The organism is Nocardia sp. NPDC055321, assembly GCF_053645575.1.
The window spans coordinates 305,455-321,071 of sequence record NZ_JBSHMS010000002.1; the positions used below are offsets into that span (position 1 = coordinate 305,455).

The window sequence follows — 15,617 nt, forward strand, 5'->3', positions numbered from 1 at the left end:
GGTTGGCTCGTACGTCCGCGATACCGGGAGCACCACCCACGGAAGGACGTCTCATGTCGTACCCGCCCCCACCGCCCGGCGAATACAACCCGCAGGGTGGGCAGTACCCGGGTCAGTACCCCGCGCCGCCGCCCGGGAACTACCCGCCGCCCGGTGGCCAGTACTGGCAGGAATCGCCCAAGGGCAAGGGCCTGGCGATCGCCGCCCTGATCCTCGGCATCCTCGCGCTGCTGTTCTGCTGGACCATCGTCGGCGGCGTCTTCGGCGGCATCCTGGCCATCATCTTCGGCGCGATCGCCATGGTGAAGGCCCGCAAGGGTCGCGCGGGCGGGCTCGGAATGGCCGTCACCGGCCTGATTCTCGGCGTTCTCGGCCTGATCGCCGCGGTCGTCATCGGCCTGGTGGGCTACAAGATCTTCGAGGACAGCGGCGGCAAGGACTTCCTGGACTGCGTCAGCAACGCGGGTAGTGATCAGTCCAAGCTCGATCAGTGCGAACGGGATTGGAACCAGCGCATCGAGGACAAGTACAGCATCACGCTGGAGCCGACCCCGACCCCCTGAGGCGCGGCGGCCGGTGCTGAACGGGCTTGCACGCGCGCGTCGCGTTCACCACTTCCGCGAGTTCGGGCCGAAAGTCCCCGTCCGGTGGGCGGATCCAGGTCCGGTAGCCGGTGTGCTCGTCCGTCGGTGACGGCAGCACGATGTGGCTACCGGGCAGCGCCACCGCGGCGCACTCGCTGAAAAGGTCGGAGAACAGGACCATATCGAGGTACGAGTCATCGGTCGGACCGGTGAGAAACGTCCAGCGCCCGGCGCGCGGATGGCCGATGACGGGCCCGCATCGCGCGCGGGCCGCGAGGTGGTCGCGCACGCGTGCACCGAGGTCGGCGGGCATGGTGACGGCCCCGACGGCGCCGACTTCCAACATGATTCGGCCGAGCGCGGAGTCCACGATGCCGTAGAGTCCGTGCTCCTTCCGGTAGCGGCGGCAGCGGGCCAGCGCTTCCTGAGTGTCGGTGTACGAGGACGGGTCCAGCGCGCTCATGGCGAACCTCCTGCTACCGACCCTATTCTGCCGCAATCGGTATGACAATAGTCACACGCCGGTGAGTTGCGGGGGTAGCATCGGCTGGCATGGCACCCGTCTCGCCCACCGTCGCCCGGTGGGAGTTGGTCCTGCGATTACGGGAGCTGCGCGAGCAGCGCGGCTTCGATTCGGCGACGTTCGCCAAACGGACAGGGTTCACCCCGGCCAACTGGTCCCACGTGGAGAAGGGCCGGCGGGTGCTCACCGCCAGCACCATCGAACCGGTGCTCGCCCTGCTGGAGGTGGAGGGTGAGGAGCGCGGTGAACTGCTCGCGCTGCTGGCGCAGAGCAAGGAGCGGGGCTGGTGGGCCAAATCGTCCGCGCTCATCGGCCCGGAGCTGCAGCGCTATTACGGCATGGAGTTCGGCGCGGACAGCATTCGCAGCTACGACAGCCTGGTGATCCCGGGCCTGCTGCAGACCGAGGAATACACCCGGGCCCTGATCAGCGCCGACGTCATGATCCGGCCGGTGCAGGTGGAACAGCTTGTCGCGGTGCGCATGCGGCGGCAGGAGCGGTTGCGGGACGCGGCGCCGCTGGAGCTGACCGCGGTGGTCGGTGAGGCCACGCTGCTGCAGCAGATCGGCGGTTCCAAGGTATTGCGCGGCCAGCTCGAACATCTGGCACACCTGCTGGACGAGCTGGATTCGCTGACGGTGCGGGTGATTCCGTTCACCGCGCCGGGCGGCGGAATTCTCGGGGGCTCGAGTTTCCATCTGCTGGATTTCGCTTCGGAGTCGCTGCCCACCTTCGGCTGGGCGGAGAGCGCGGTTTTCGGTGGCGCCGTGGACGATTCGGATCAGATTCGCGATCTGGGTTTCGCATTCGTGCGTGCACTTGACCAATCACTCAGTCGTGCAGAGTCTTTGGAGTTGATCAAGACTTATTCGCAAGGGTAGGAGACACATGCGAGACGGTAAAATACCGACCATGGACAGCACCGCGAAATACCTTCCGGAATCCACCGGGTGGTTCACATCGTCCCGCACCAACAATGGGAATCAATGTGTCGAGGTTCGTTTCGACGGCGATGCGGTGTTCATCCGGGACAGCAAGTTCCGGCGTGACCCCGCGCGGAGCCACGCGCACGAGCCGATCATCACCGTGACCGCCGCCGAATGGATGCGTTTCCTCACCGTTCTGCTGAACCCCGGCCCCGCGCCCGCGGATTCCGGGCTCCTGCGGGCCCGGCCCGCCCCCGGCGGTCACACCGCGCTGCGGCACGCCGGCATCGGTCTCGTCTTCACCCCCGGCGAGTGGGAGGCGTTCCTGGCCGGTGCGCGCGACGGCGAATTCGATCGGGTGCTCGAATCCGCGTAGCGCGAACACCGGACGATCCGCCGGGCTCGCCGCGCCCGGAATCGGCATACTGGGGATCGTGACTTCGCAGCTGAACAATCCCTCCGGTCTCGACCTGTCGTTCCGCGATGCGGGAGTACGGGTGCAGGACGACCTGTTCGCGCACGTCAACGGCGAATGGCTGGACAATTACGAGATACCGTCGGATCGGGCGGTGGACGGCGCGTTCCGCACGCTCTACGACCGGGCCGAACTGGACGTGCAGCGGATCATCCAGGACGCCGCGGCCTCGGACGCCGCGCCCGGGAGCGAACAGCGCAAGATCGGTGATCTCTACAACAGCTTCATGGACGAGGCCGCCATCGCCGCGGCCGGGCTGACCCCGATCGCCGGGGAGCTGGCCGAGGTGGCCGCGGTCGCGGATCGCGGCGAGTTCGCCGCCCTCATCGGCCGGCTGCAGCGCACCGGCGTCGGTGGCGCCCTGGCCTTCTACGTCGACACCGACGACAAGGACTCCACCCGGTACCTGGTGCACGCCACCCAGTCCGGCATCGGCCTGCCCGACGAGTCCTACTATCACAAGGACGACTACGCGGAGATCCGCGACAAGTACCGCGTCCACATCGCCCGGGTCTTCGACCTGGCGGGCCTGGACTACGACCCGGAGCGCGTGTTCGCGCTGGAGGCCAAGCTCGCGGCGGGGCACTGGGACGTGGTGCGCCGGCGCGATGCCGAGAAGAGCTACAACCTCACCACCGTCGAGGCGCTGATCGCGGATCACCCCGAGTTCGACTGGGCGGCCTGGACTTCGGCCCTCGCCGCGGGCGTCGAGCGTTCGGGCGCGGAGCTGTTCGCCGAACTGGTGGTTCGCCAGCCCGATTTCGTGCGCACCTTCGCCGAGCTGTGGGCCTCGGAGTCGCTCGACGACTGGAAGGCGTGGGCGGCCTGGCGCGTGGTCAAGGCGCGCGCCCCGTACCTGACCGACGAGCTGGTCGAGGCGAGCTTCGACTTCTACGGTCGCACCCTGACCGGCGCGCCGGAGAACCGCGAGCGCTGGAAGCGCGGCGTCTCGGTGGTGCAGGATCTGCTCGGCGAGGCGGTCGGCAAACTGTATGTGGCCCAGCATTTCCCGCCCGCGGCCAAGGCGCGCATGGTGGAGCTGGTCGGCAACCTGCAGGAGGCGTACCGCCGCAACATCGCCGACCTGGAGTGGATGAGCCCCGCCACCCGCGAGGCCGCGCTGGCCAAGCTGGAGAAGTTCACCCCGAAGATCGGCTACCCGGACGAGTGGCGCGACTACGAGGCCATCGTCATCGACCCGGCCGACCTGGTCGGCAACTACCGCAACGGCTATGCGGCCGAACATGATCGGGATCTGGACAAGCTGGGCGGCCCGGTCGACCGCGGCGAATGGTTCATGACCCCGCAGACGGTGAACGCCTACTACAACCCGGGCATGAACGAGATCGTGTTCCCCGCCGCGATCCTGCAGCCGCCGTTCTTCGACATGAACGCCGACGACGCCGCCAACTACGGCGGTATCGGCGCGGTCATCGGCCACGAGATCGGCCACGGCTTCGACGATCAGGGCTCGAAGTACGACGGCGACGGCAACATGGTCGACTGGTGGACCGAGTCCGACCGCACCGAGTTCGGCAAGCGCACGAAGGCGCTGATCGATCAGTACGACACCTTCTCCCCCAAGGATCTGTCCGACGATCACAAGGTCAACGGCGAGTTCACGATCGGCGAGAACATCGGCGACCTGGGCGGCCTGTCGATCGCGCTGTCGGCCTACGAGATCTCGGTCGAGAACGGCGACTCCCCCGTCCTGGACGGTCTCACCGGGCTGCAGCGCGTGTTCTTCGGCTGGGCCCAGGTCTGGCGCACGAAGGCCCGCCCCGAGGAGGCGATCCGCCGCCTCGCCGTCGACCCGCACTCCCCGCCGGAGTTCCGCTGCAACGGCGTGGTCCGCAACCTGGACACCTTCCACACCGCGTTCGACGTGAAGCCGGGCGATGCCCTGTACCTCGACCCCGAGCAGCGCGTGAAGATCTGGTAGCGAACGACATTCGCGGCCCGTACCCCACCCGGGTGCGGGCCGCAGTGCTGTGGCCCGACCGGCTCCCCGGCCGCGTCACCGCCCGCAACAGACCGCGCACGGGTCGTGCGCTCACGGACAGATCCGCGGCGGATCGGGCCTGCTACGAGCCGCGCCGAATCCGCACGCGCGGTGGGCTACTCGACCCGGATCCGGTCCTCGGTGACGGCGTCGAAGTAGAAGATCTCCTCGGGCTTGGGGCGCAGGTACAGGCGGTCGCCCAGGGCTACCGAGAAGCGGCGATCCACGCGGGCGACGATCCGGCCCGAGCGGCTGGACCAGTCGCCGGTGATGCCGTGGGAGTAGAGGAACGACTCCGCGCCGAGTTCCTCGAGGAGCTCGACCTCGACCGGCAGCGCGCCGGCCGGGTCGGTGGTCACCTCCCAGGATTCGGGGCGGATGCCGGCCACCACGCGATCGCCGGTGACGGTGCGCGGGAGCGGGATTCGCAGCTCGGACAGCACCGCCGCGCCGTCCCGGACCGGGGCGGTCAGCAGGTTCATGCCGGGCGACCCGATGAAACCGGCCACGAAGGTGTTCACCGGATCGTCGTACAGCTCGCGCGGCGCCGCGATCTGCTGCAGCCGGCCGTCGCGCAGCACCGCCACCCGGTGACCCATGGTCATGGCCTCGACCTGATCGTGGGTGACGTACACCGTGGTCGTGCCGAGGCGCTTCTGCAGCGCCGCGATCTGGGATCGGGTGCTGACCCGCAGTTTCGCGTCCAGGTTGGAGAGCGGTTCGTCCATGCAGAACACCTGCGGGCGGCGCACGATGGCGCGGCCCATGGCGACCCGCTGGCGCTGCCCGCCCGACAGCTTGGCGGGCTTGCGGTCCAGCAGATCCTCGAGTTCCAGCATGGCGGCCGCCTCGCGAACGCGAACCATGATGTCGCTCTTGCTCATTCCGGCGTTGCGCAGCGCGAACCCCATGTTCTGCGCGACGGTCATGTTCGGATAGAGCGCGTAGCTCTGGAACACCATGGCCACGTCCCGGGCGCGCGGCGGCAGGCCGGTCACGTCCTGCCCGCCGATCCGGATGCGGCCCGCGGTCACCGCTTCCAGGCCCGCCAGCATGCGCAGACTGGTGGATTTGCCGCAGCCGGACGGGCCGACCAGGACCAGGAATTCGCCGTCGGCGATCTCCAGGTTCAGATCGGCCACGGCCGGGTCCGGTGCACCCGGGTAGCTGAGGGTCGCGCCCTCGAATTGCACGGTCGCCATGCGGATGCCTCTCCTGGCCGTCTACTCGGGCAGCACGCTACTTCGGCAGCTTGGGGGTGATCTGCCGGTCGAGAATGTTCTGCAACTGGGTGGTGATGTCACTGAAAGCCGCTGCCGCGTCCCGATTCTGGAGGCCGATCTGCTCCAGGCCGGTGCCGATGATCTGGTCGGCGCCGGGAATGAAGACGCGGGCGTAGTCCTGGGACCGGGTCAGGGCGAGCTGATCGATGGCGGTCTTGGAGTTCGGGTTCGCGGCCAGGAAGGCCAGTTCGCTCGGGTCCTGCAACGCGGACTTGCGCACCGGCATGTATCCGGTGCCCTGCGAGAAGTACGCGGTGTTGGCCGGATTGGTGATGAACTCGATGAACTTGAGCGCGTTCTCCTTGCGCTTGTCCGAGATGCGCGCCGGAATCGCCAGTCCCGCACCGCCGGTGGTGGCGCCCGCGCCGTTCGGGTGCGGCAGGAACGCGGTGCCGAACTCCAGCTTGCCCGCGGCGTTCTGCTTGATGCTCTTGAGATCGCCGGTGGAGGCGATGGTGGAGGCGATGAGCCCGTTGCCGAACTCGACGGCGATCTGCGGCCGCACGCTCGCGTACTTCTTCACATTGATCATGTCGCGCAGGAAGTTTCCGGCCGCGATCGACTTGGGGTCGTTGAACTTCAGCTTCCACTCGTCGGAATAGCCGCCGCCGAAGGTCCACATCGGACCCTGGAAGGTCCAGGCCAGGTACGCCTTGGCGTCACCCCAGCCGTGCGCGAACTTCTCACCGCTGAGGGTGGATTGGAGCTTGGGGCCCCACTCGTCGAACTCGGCCCAGGACTCCGGGCCACGGTCCGGCAGCCCGGCCTTGGACCAGGCATCCTTGTTGTAGTAGAAGATCTGCGTCGACCGCGCGTACGGCAGCGCGTAATGCTTGCCGTTGAACTTGTAGTCGGTGAGCAGCGAGTCCACGTAGTCCGCGGCGTCGACCCCGGCCGAGGCGAAGTGGCTGTCCAGCGGTTCGATGGTGCCGTTCAGCGCGTAGTTGAACCACCAGACATCGGACAGCACGACCACATCCGGCAGGTCACCGCCCGAGAGCGCCGCGTTGAACTTCTGCGACACCTCCTCGTAGTTCTTGCCCGCGTCGATGAGCTCGACCCGCAACTCCGGGTACTTCGCCTGGAAGCGCGTGATGAGCTCGGCTTCCAGATCCTTCGATGTGCCGGGGTGATTGGACCAGAAGGTGATGGTGTTGGCGTCACCGTCCTGCTTGCCGCCGCCACCGGTGCCCGCGCACGCGGTCAGCGCCAGCCCGGCGCCCGCCGCGCCGGCGAGGCCGAGGAAGCCACGCCGCGACAGGGCGGGAAAACGTGAATCGGACACGGGAATCTCCTTCGGGGACTTGCGTTCGCTCGGCATCAGCCCTTGACCGCACCGGAGGTGAGGCCCTTGATCATGTGGCGCTGCAGCGCCAGGAAAACCACGAGAATCGGCAGCATGGTCAGCACCGTGCCGGCCATGACCGGCCCCCAGTCGGTGACGCTGGGGTTCTCGGTGTTCTGCAGCAGGGTGAGCCCGACCGGCAGGGTGGCGACCCGGGCGTCGTCGGCCATCAGGAACGGCCACAGGTATTCGTTCCACTCGTTGACCAGCGTCACCACCGCGAAGGCCACCATGGTCGGCCCGGACATGGGCAGCACCACCCGGGTCAGCAGCCGCCACCAGCCCGCGCCGTCCATCCGCGCCGCCTCGATGACCTCGTGTGGCAGCGACAGGAAGTGGTTGCGCATCAGGAAGGTGCCGAACGCGACCCCGCACAGCGGCACGATGATGCCCTGAAAGGTGTTGCGCCAGCCCATCTGCGCGATGAGCGCGTAGTTGGAGATGACGGTGATCTGGTTCGGCACCATGAGCGCGGCGATGATCACCAGGAACAGCCCGGTCTTGCCCGGGAAACGCAGGAAGACCAGCCCGTACGCGCTGAGCACGCCGAGCACGAACTTCACCGACGAGATGGCCAGGGTGATGACGATCGAATTGCGCAGGAACGTCCAGAACGGCAGCACCGTGGTGGCCTCGCCGTAGTTCTCCGCGTGCCAGCTGCGCGGCCAGTACACCGCAGGCTGGGTGTAGATGTCGCCGCGCTCCTTGAAGGAGGTGAGCAGGATCCACAGCAGCGGGACGCCGACGATGATCAGCACGCACACCATGGCGGCGTAGCCGAAAATCGTTGCCCAGCGGGTGTTGTCGAGCCGGTTCAGCGCGGTGCGCACCGGCCCCGTGCGCGGCGTCGCGGTCGTCACCGGTCACCTCGATCCATGACCCGCACCTGGATCAGCGTGACCGTGAGCAGCACCAGGAACATGATGGTGGCGACGGTCGCGCCGTATCCGGCCCGGAAGTTGACGAACGATTCGCGATACACCTGGAAGACCATGGTGGTGGTGCCGGTGCCCAGCGGCCCGCCGCGCGTCATCACGTTGATGATGTCGAAGACCTGGAGCGAGTTGAGCAGCACCGTGATCGAGAGGAAGAAGGTGGTGGGCCGCAGCTGCGGCAGCAGCACCCGGGTGAAGGTGGTCCACCGGCTCGCGCCGTCGATCTGCGCGGCCTCCATCAGGTCGGCCCGAACACCCTGCAGCGCGGCCAGATAGATGACGAAGGCGTAGCCGAGGTTCTTCCACACGTAGGTGAGCGTGATCATGAACAGCGCCCAGCGCGGATTCTGGTAGAAGTCCGGCACCTTCTCCACGCCCAGCCGGTGCAGCACGTCCTGCACCAGGCCGAATCCGGGATCGAAGATGAACTGGAAGGCGACGCCGATGGCCGCGCCGGAGATGACGAACGGCGCGAACACCGCGGATCGGACCACATTGCGCCCGAACAGCTTCCGGTCCAGCAGCAGTGCCAGCGCCAAACCGAGCACCATACTGCCGACGACCGCCGCGAGCGTGAAAATCACTGTATTGCCGACGATTTGCCATGAATCGTCGCGCCCCCACCACTCGACGTAGTTGTCGACGCCGACGAAGGTCGCGGTGGTGTCGGAGATGTTCCAGTCGAAGAACGAGAGCCGAATGTTGTCGATCAACGGCCGATACACGAAGAGCGACAGCAGAATCAGGTTGGGACCGACCAGCACCAGGAACAGCGCGTAGTCCGTCCAGGGCCGCCCGCGCAGCCCACGCGACCGCGCCCGCGGCAGCACTCTCTCGGTCTCGGATCGCACCCGCGCAGCGTGACGGTTGCGAGCGAATAGCCGGTAACGTCTAGATGCTGGACGGTTGAATAGTCGGCGCACAGGCGCCACCGACCGTTCATCAGCAGCACCCGCGGGTGGCGCGGACATGGGACGAATAGTACGGCCGCCCAGTCCCTTTCATGCCGGAACCGGATAACCGAACTCGCCCGTACTCCCCCATTCACGCCGAATGCCCCGCCCATCAGGGCGGGGCATTCGAGATGTCTTGTCGCGTAGCGGAACTACCTCAGTTCCAGTCGCCCCAGCCGTCGCTGGTGCTCAGGGTGCCGCCGGCGGTGTTCTGCACCAGCACCGGATCACCCTTCTTCACGTTCTCCTGGAACCACTTCGCGTCCTCGGTGCTCACGTTCAGGCAGCCGTGCGAGGCGTTGGAGACGCCCTGCTGCGCCACCGACCACGGGGCCGCGTGCAGGAAGATGCCGCTGTTGGACATGCGGGTCGCGTACTCGACCTCGAGCTTGTAGCCCTCGGGCGCGGTGATCGGGACGCCGTAGGTGGAGGAGTCCATGATCATCTTGCGGTTCTTCTCGCTGACGATGTACGTGCCGTTGGGGGTCTCGTGACCCTTCTTGCCCATGGAGGTGGGCATGGTGCGCACGACCTCGCCGTTGCGGGTGACCACGATCTGGTGGGTGGCGTCGTCGGCGGTGGTGATGAACTCGTCGCCGATCTCGTAGGCGGTCTTGGTGCCGCCCGCCTCGACGGTGATCTGCGAGCCGGCCGGCCAGAAGTTCTCCGGCCGCCAGCGGACCTGGCTGTCGCTGCGCCAGTAGAAGTGGCCGTCCACCTTGTTGGTCGAGGTGATGCGGATCGCCTTCTCGGCGGCCGCGCGGTCACCGATCGGCTCCTTGAAGTTGATGATGATCGGCTGCGCGACGCCGACCACTTCGCCGTCACCGGGGCTGATGTTCGGCGCGGTGAAGTCCGCGGGCGGCAGCGGCGTGCTCGCGCCCGGCGCGGTCGGCAGATCGCCGGGGACCGGCTGCGGCATCACGGCCGAGGGCACGCCCGGCACCTCCGGGCCGCCCGGCCAGAGCGGCGCGGCCTGGGCGGGCGCAGCCACCACGGCCCCGGCCGCCGCGAGGGTGGCGAGGGAGAGCATTCCGAACCGGGTAACGCGCACAGCGATGATCCTCTCGTTGCCGCCTCTCCGGGATCGTGTGCGCACGGCTGGGCTGTTTGCCCGATTAGCCGTGGATGACCGTTGAGAAACACGTGGCGGCGGTTGGGGAGCAACCCGCTGGGGTGTACGCGGCGAGCTGCTCCGAACTGACGAAATCAGTCGTGTCTGACCATCCATTCCTACATGCCGGTGCGCGGCCTGCCAATTGGGTTGCGCGAGTTATTCATCCGCACCGGCGAATGTGGTCCGCGACACAGTGATGTGAGGACCGGGTGCCGCGGGTGCGTATGTGCCGTTCGCATCGGCGATTCGGCGACCGAACGTCGCCCGCGCGCGGTTGGCGCGCTCACTCGGGGTCAAACCTGGTTGTGAGGGAGATCACTGGAGTCGCGGCCGGGCTCGGGTATGTCGAAGGTGATCGCCGCGTGCGGACCGGTCGCGATGTTGTGCGGCACCGTGAGCGGAACGCGCCCGCGCGCGAAGCGCGGCGACAGCCGCATCCGCACCGATCCAAGCACCGTGGCCAGCACCACCCGCAGCTCGAAATCGGCCAGCGCGGCCCCGGCGCAGCGCCGGTGACCGCCGCCGTACGGCGCGAATTCGAATGGGCTGTAACGCCGTTCGAGAAAGCGCTCGGGCCGGAAAAGGTGCGATTCGGGCCACACTGCCGGATCGGAGTGCAACAGGTGCACCGACAGCCCCATGGTGTCACCGCTCACCAGCGGCGTCCCGCGCAGGGCGTAGTCACCGGTGAGCCTGCGCACCACGATCGGCACCGGCGGATGCATCCGCAACGTCTCCTGGCAGACGGCGTCGAGATACGGCAGGGCGGCGAGCTCGACCGGATCGGCGCCGGGCCCGGCGGCGTCGAGTTCGGCGCGCAGCCGCGCCAGCGCCGCGGGCGTGCGGTGCAGCCGGTACAGCGCCCACACCAGCGCGGTCGCGGTGGTCTCGTGCCCCGCCACCAGCAGGGTGCGCACCTGCTCGCGCAGTTCGTCGGCGCCGAGTTCCGCGTCGTCGTCGTACCGGGCGCTCAGCAGCATGCCCAGAATGTCCGCGCCGCCATCGTCTTTCGCACCCGCGCCCTCGGCGAATCCCGCACCCCGAGCTCCGGCCGGGTCCGCCCCGGCCCGCCGGCGCGCGATCTCCGCGTCGATCAGCGCGTCCAGCCGGTCCCGGGCCGCGGTGAACCGCTCCCACCCGGTCACGCCGAACACGTTGCGCCGCAAGGCCGGAACCAGGAACAGCGGACCGCCGAACGAGGTCAGGAACGCGGCGGTGGCGGCGGTGAACTCGGCCCGTCGCGCCGGATCCTCGATACCGAACACCGCGGTGAGCATGACGCGCAGCGTGATCGCCCGTGCCGCGGCCCGGGCATCCACCCGCGTGCCCGGCGTCCAGGCCCGCCCGGTCCGCTCCCCCGTGATCTCCGCGCGTGTCGCGTCCCGAATCACACTGCCGTACGCGCTGATTCGCGCCCGGTGGAAGGCCGGCATCAGCAGCGCCCGCCCGCTCCGATGCCGCGCCCCGCGCGCCAGGATCAGCGATCCCGCGCCCACCATCGGCTCGATGGGATTGGGCAGCGGCGGTTCCAGCAGTTCCACCGGCGCCCGGAACAGCTCCCGCGCCCCCGCCGGACTCCCGGTGAACACCGCCGAACCGAAGGCCGGGAACCGCATTCGGAACGGGTCGCCCTCCCGCGCTCGCCGCCACCGGAAATACCGCTCGAGGTCCAGCCCCGCCGCCACCGCGTGCAGGGGCACCAGCCGGGGTTCCCCCGGCGGGGAGGGTGTCTCGGATGCGGGCTGTCCGGTCGTACTCCTCATGCTCCCCTATACGAGGTGACCTGCGGCGCGGTTCGAGAAGCGTGTCCCGCCCGCGTTCGCGGCGGTCGACGGTGTCCGCGGGCGTGGTGTATTCATGGGCGGGGAAGTAAGGCTTCGGTGTTTCTCGAATTTAGGACGAACGCGTGTCGCGTCAGCAGATTTCCGCCCGGATCGCCGCTTCGGTGATCGCCGCCGCCACCGTGCTCCTGGCGGGCTGCGGTGACATCACCGATGGCAGCCCGCTGGCCTCACTGGCCGCCGATCCCCCGCCGCCGCCGACCTCGCCGCCGCCGACCCGGCCGGTGCCCAAGACCGCCACCGCGGAACCCGCCGACGCGAACGACAAGGGCGGGGTCACCGGTTTCGACGCCGCGGTCGGCGACTGTGTTCGCTTGGGCGGCACCATGACCGACGCCACCATCGTGAAGGCGACGTGCGGCGCGACCGACGCCAATTACAAGGTGATCGCCAAGGCGCCCACCAACGATCAGTGCCCCGGCGACGCCGACCAGGCCTACTTCCGGACCATCGCCGGCGTCGAGACCGGTGCGCTGTGCCTCGATATCGACTGGGTCGTCGGGGACTGCATGGATCTGGGCTCGGACAACCCGGCGCGCATCGACTGTTCCGCCAAGACCGGGAAGGACGCGGTGCGCGTGCTCGCCATCATGCGGGGCACCTCCGACGTCAACGACTGCACGGTCGGGGGACGGGGCTATACCTATGCGGAACGCAAACTCGTGGTGTGCGTCTCGGCGCTGTGAGATCGCGGCGCTCGTGCGGTCCGTAGACGCGAGCGGGGCGGTGATCCGTTCGGATCACCGCCCCGCCCTGTCGTTCTCGCCGCGAATCAGATCGGGTAGTAGCCCGAGCCGATCCCGCCGCGCCCATTGATGTCGCTCATGATGGTCGACATGTTCGTGCCGACCTCCGGGCCGAAGCAGGCCACCGCGAGGTAGGCGTTCACCATGCCCACCAGGGTGCTGCCGACCACGACCGGCGCGCCCGAGTCACCCTCGACGACGCACATCTGACTCCAGGTCTCGATGCTGCTGTTGAAAACGTCGCCCCAGGAAATGCCGCAGGTATTGCCGGTGGTCCGGCCCTCCTTGCAGACGATCATCGGGAATCCCGGGGGACCGCCGATCCCGGTGATGGAGACATTGCCCACGCGATTCACCGGAACGACCCGATCCGGATCGAACTGAATGACCGCGTAATCCAGATCGTGATTGGAGTAGACGAACTTGCCGATCAGCCCGGTGCCCCGCGATTTCTCGGCGTACACCTCGGCGCCCGCGTCACCACAATGCCCGGCCGTGAGTCCGACCAGGCGTCCGGCGCCGTCGTGACCGATGGTGGTCACGGTGCACTCGAACATGTCGTCGATGATGATCCCGGAGCCGCCGCCGATCACTGCCGGCGCGGGATCTGCGTTCGCGGCCCCCGTGCCCAGCAACGCCGTACTCAGGGCGACGGCGAAGACTCCTGCCGCCCCGGCGAGTTTCCTGATCATGTCCCTCCAGAAAGTTTCGGAAGCCGCTTAGGACCAACCTGCGTCCTTCATCCTGTCAGTATTCGTCCCAGTGGGCCGCTTGTACTGCCGCATGTTGCCGAGCCGTGTCCTGCGCGAAGTTTCGGTTCGGACCTAGTTGGATGAAGAGCAGCGGAATAATGCACATTGGCTATCGAATTACGATAAATTCTTTCCATTTAATTCTTACAGGGCTCGTCTTCACATCTGGGAAAGTGCTCCGCGGTTAGTTGGAATTAGAACAAGTTCTAGTCTTCTGCCAGGTTCTTTGTGACGAAAACCAACCGTGACGTGGCTGTTCACGGACGTTCTATGAAAGTGATCCGGCTCTATGACCGGAACCACAAGAGCGTGATGTGTTTTTCCTAACTCCGTAGTAAGGTGCGTCAAGCAAACAGTCGTCGGAGGCGGGTATCCCGGCGTCGAGAGGGGTAGTCAGTGCAGTTGACCAAGAGCCAGGACGGGCAGGGGAGCCCAACCGGGTCGAAGGTGAGTGGCGCGGTCGACTGGGCCAAGGGCTACTGGGACGACCATCCCAAACGGTCGCTGGAGACCGGCGGCCGAATGATGGCCATGGGCGTGTCGGCCATCGCGGAGCTCTTCATAGCGATCTTCCGCAAACGCTTTCCGTTCGCCGAGTTCATCCGGCAGTGCGCCTTCATGACCAATGTCGCCGCGGCGCCCACCCTGCTGGTGGCCATCCCGATCGGCGTCATCGTCTCGATCCAGGTCGGCTCGGTCGCCGGGCAGGTCGGCGCGACCTCGTTCATCGGCGCGGCCAACGGCCTCGGCATCATCCAACAGGGCGCGCCCCTGGTCACCTCGCTCATGATCGCGGGCGCGGTCGGCTCGGCGATTTGCGCCGATCTCGGCTCGCGCACCATCCGCGAGGAGATCGACGCGATGAAGGTGATGGGCGTGGATCCCATGCGCCGCCTGGTCGCCCCGCGACTGGGCGCGGCCATGCTGGTCTCGGTCCTGCTCTGCGGCTTCGTGGTCTTCGTCGGCTTCCTGACCGGCTACGTCTTCAACATCTTCGCCCAGGGCGGCACCCCCGGTTCCTACATCGGCACCTTCGCCTCGTTCGCGATCACCACCGACCTGTTCGTCGCGCTGCTCAAGTCGCTCATCTTCGGCGTGCTCGCCGCGATCATCGCCTGCGACGCCGGCCTCAACGCGCGCGGCGGCCCGGGCGGTGTCGCCAACGCGGTGAACACCGCGGTCGTCATGTCCGCCGTCATGCTCTTCGGCGTCAACCTGATCCTCACGCAGGTCTACAACTCCCTGTTCCCACCACAGATGGTCTGAGTCGTGTCAGCAACGTATGTTCCGCCGCTGCTGCGGCCGTTCCAACGCATCCGGGGCGTGGCGTCCTCGCCCCGAGACTTCCTGGCGCGCATCGGGCATCAGGTCTTCTTCTTCCTGCGCTCGGTCGGCTCCATGCCGATGGCGTTCAAGCACTACCCCAAAGAGGTCTGGCGCCTGCTGTCCGACGTCACCTGGGGCAACGGCAATCTCGTCGTCGGTGGCGGCACCATCGGCGTGGTGCTCATCCTGTCGGCGTTCGGCGGTATGACGGTCGCCATCCAGGGCCACACCTCGCTGAACCTGCTCGGGCTGAGCCCGCTGACCGGCGCCATCTCCGCGTTCGCCACCACCCGTGAACTCGGGCCCATGCTCGCGACCCTGGCCTTCGCCGCACAGGCGGGCTGCCGCTTCACCGCGCAGCTCGGCGCCATGCGCATCTCCGAAGAGGTCGACGCGCTGGAATCGGTTGCCATCCGGCCGCTTCCGTACCTGGTGAGCACCCGCATGATCGCGGCCATGATCGCCATCGTGCCGCTGTACTGCCTGGCGCTGCCGCTGGCCTACATCTCCTGCTCGCTGACCGTGCAATTGATCGGCGGCACGGCATCCGGCACGTTCCAGCACTACTTCTATCAGTTCCTGATACCCCAGGATGTGCTGTACTCACTGGTGAAGGCGATCATCTTCGTCGCGATCACCACCTTCATCCAGTGCTACTACGGGTTCTTCGCCTCCGGCGGCCCCGAGGGCGTGGGTGTGGCGGCCGGTCGCGCGATCAAGCTCTGCATCATCGCGGTGGTATTCGCGGACCTGTTCATGACCTTGGCGATCTGGGGCGTCGACCCCGGTATCCGGATCTCGGGATAGGG

Annotated in this window: 15 protein-coding genes; 7 read left to right on the forward strand and 8 right to left on the reverse strand. The window is 67.4% G+C overall.

Annotated elements, in window-relative coordinates; all coding sequences use genetic code 11:
• Positions 1 to 53 precede the first annotated feature (53 nt).
• Complete coding sequence (locus ACWIGI_RS03935; protein WP_454200836.1) at positions 54 to 563, forward strand: DUF4190 domain-containing protein; 510 nt, start codon at positions 54 to 56, stop codon at positions 561 to 563.
• Here ACWIGI_RS03935 and ACWIGI_RS03940 read toward each other — a convergent pair.
• Entirely contained in the window at positions 535 to 1,047 is a 513-nt protein-coding gene (locus tag ACWIGI_RS03940; RefSeq protein WP_454200837.1) for a hypothetical protein, read from the reverse strand. The genes ACWIGI_RS03935 and ACWIGI_RS03940 overlap by 29 nt on opposite strands.
• 89 nt (positions 1,048 to 1,136) lie before the next feature.
• On the opposite strand from ACWIGI_RS03940, the gene ACWIGI_RS03945 reads away from it, so the two are divergent.
• From ACWIGI_RS03945 to ACWIGI_RS03955, 3 genes are read left to right on the forward strand one after another with little or no spacing between them, the layout of a single operon-like run.
• Positions 1,137 to 1,988: a Scr1 family TA system antitoxin-like transcriptional regulator gene (locus tag ACWIGI_RS03945; RefSeq protein WP_454200838.1), complete on the forward strand. Its 852-nt coding sequence runs from the start codon at positions 1,137 to 1,139 to the stop codon at positions 1,986 to 1,988.
• 31 nt (positions 1,989 to 2,019) lie between these two features.
• Positions 2,020 to 2,409, forward strand: a complete 390-nt coding sequence (locus ACWIGI_RS03950) for a DUF397 domain-containing protein (protein WP_454200839.1) — start codon at positions 2,020 to 2,022, stop codon at positions 2,407 to 2,409.
• A gap of 58 nt (positions 2,410 to 2,467) precedes the next feature.
• Complete coding sequence (locus tag ACWIGI_RS03955) at positions 2,468 to 4,450, forward strand: M13 family metallopeptidase (protein WP_454200840.1); 1,983 nt, start codon at positions 2,468 to 2,470, stop codon at positions 4,448 to 4,450.
• A gap of 176 nt (positions 4,451 to 4,626) precedes the next feature.
• Here the strand turns inward: ACWIGI_RS03955 and ACWIGI_RS03960 are convergent, their stop codons facing one another.
• From ACWIGI_RS03960 to ACWIGI_RS03985, 6 genes are all read right to left on the reverse strand, one after another.
• Positions 4,627 to 5,712 (reverse strand): ABC transporter ATP-binding protein, encoded by a 1,086-nt coding sequence (locus ACWIGI_RS03960; RefSeq protein WP_454200841.1) that lies wholly within the window; start codon positions 5,710 to 5,712, stop codon positions 4,627 to 4,629.
• Positions 5,713 to 5,749: 37 nt separating this feature from the next.
• Positions 5,750 to 7,078 carry an ABC transporter substrate-binding protein gene (locus ACWIGI_RS03965; RefSeq protein ID WP_454200842.1) on the reverse strand — a complete coding sequence of 443 codons (1,329 nt, stop codon included), beginning with the start codon at positions 7,076 to 7,078 and terminating at the stop codon, positions 5,750 to 5,752.
• A 35-nt stretch (positions 7,079 to 7,113) separates the two neighbouring features.
• A complete protein-coding gene (locus ACWIGI_RS03970) occupies positions 7,114 to 7,905 on the reverse strand; it encodes a carbohydrate ABC transporter permease (protein WP_454201020.1) in 792 nt (263 codons plus the stop codon).
• Positions 7,906 to 7,994: 89 nt separating this feature from the next.
• Positions 7,995 to 8,903: a carbohydrate ABC transporter permease gene (locus ACWIGI_RS03975; protein WP_454201021.1), complete on the reverse strand. Its 909-nt coding sequence runs from the start codon at positions 8,901 to 8,903 to the stop codon at positions 7,995 to 7,997.
• A gap of 280 nt (positions 8,904 to 9,183) precedes the next feature.
• The gene (locus ACWIGI_RS03980) at positions 9,184 to 10,059 is read right to left on the reverse strand and encodes a L,D-transpeptidase (protein WP_454201022.1); all 876 of its coding nucleotides are present in this window, start codon (positions 10,057 to 10,059) and stop codon (positions 9,184 to 9,186) included.
• A 377-nt stretch (positions 10,060 to 10,436) separates the two neighbouring features.
• On the reverse strand, positions 10,437 to 11,906 hold the full coding sequence (locus ACWIGI_RS03985; protein WP_454200843.1) for a cytochrome P450: 1,470 nt from the start codon (positions 11,904 to 11,906) through the stop codon (positions 10,437 to 10,439).
• A gap of 143 nt (positions 11,907 to 12,049) precedes the next feature.
• Here ACWIGI_RS03985 and lppU point away from each other — a divergent pair, with 143 nt between their 5' ends.
• The gene (gene lppU, locus ACWIGI_RS03990; RefSeq protein WP_454200844.1) at positions 12,050 to 12,670 is read left to right on the forward strand and encodes an LppU family putative lipoprotein; all 621 of its coding nucleotides are present in this window, start codon (positions 12,050 to 12,052) and stop codon (positions 12,668 to 12,670) included.
• 86 nt (positions 12,671 to 12,756) lie between these two features.
• On the opposite strand, the gene ACWIGI_RS03995 is transcribed toward lppU, so the two are convergent.
• Entirely contained in the window at positions 12,757 to 13,422 is a 666-nt protein-coding gene (locus ACWIGI_RS03995) for a S1 family peptidase (protein ID WP_454200845.1), read from the reverse strand.
• A gap of 507 nt (positions 13,423 to 13,929) precedes the next feature.
• Here ACWIGI_RS03995 and ACWIGI_RS04000 point away from each other — a divergent pair.
• Both ACWIGI_RS04000 and ACWIGI_RS04005 read left to right on the forward strand, forming a co-directional pair.
• Positions 13,930 to 14,748, forward strand: a complete 819-nt coding sequence (locus ACWIGI_RS04000; RefSeq protein WP_454201023.1) for an MlaE family ABC transporter permease — start codon at positions 13,930 to 13,932, stop codon at positions 14,746 to 14,748.
• Positions 14,749 to 14,751: 3 nt separating this feature from the next.
• Positions 14,752 to 15,615: an ABC transporter permease gene (locus tag ACWIGI_RS04005; protein WP_454200846.1), complete on the forward strand. Its 864-nt coding sequence runs from the start codon at positions 14,752 to 14,754 to the stop codon at positions 15,613 to 15,615.
• Positions 15,616 to 15,617: the final 2 nt, after the last annotated feature.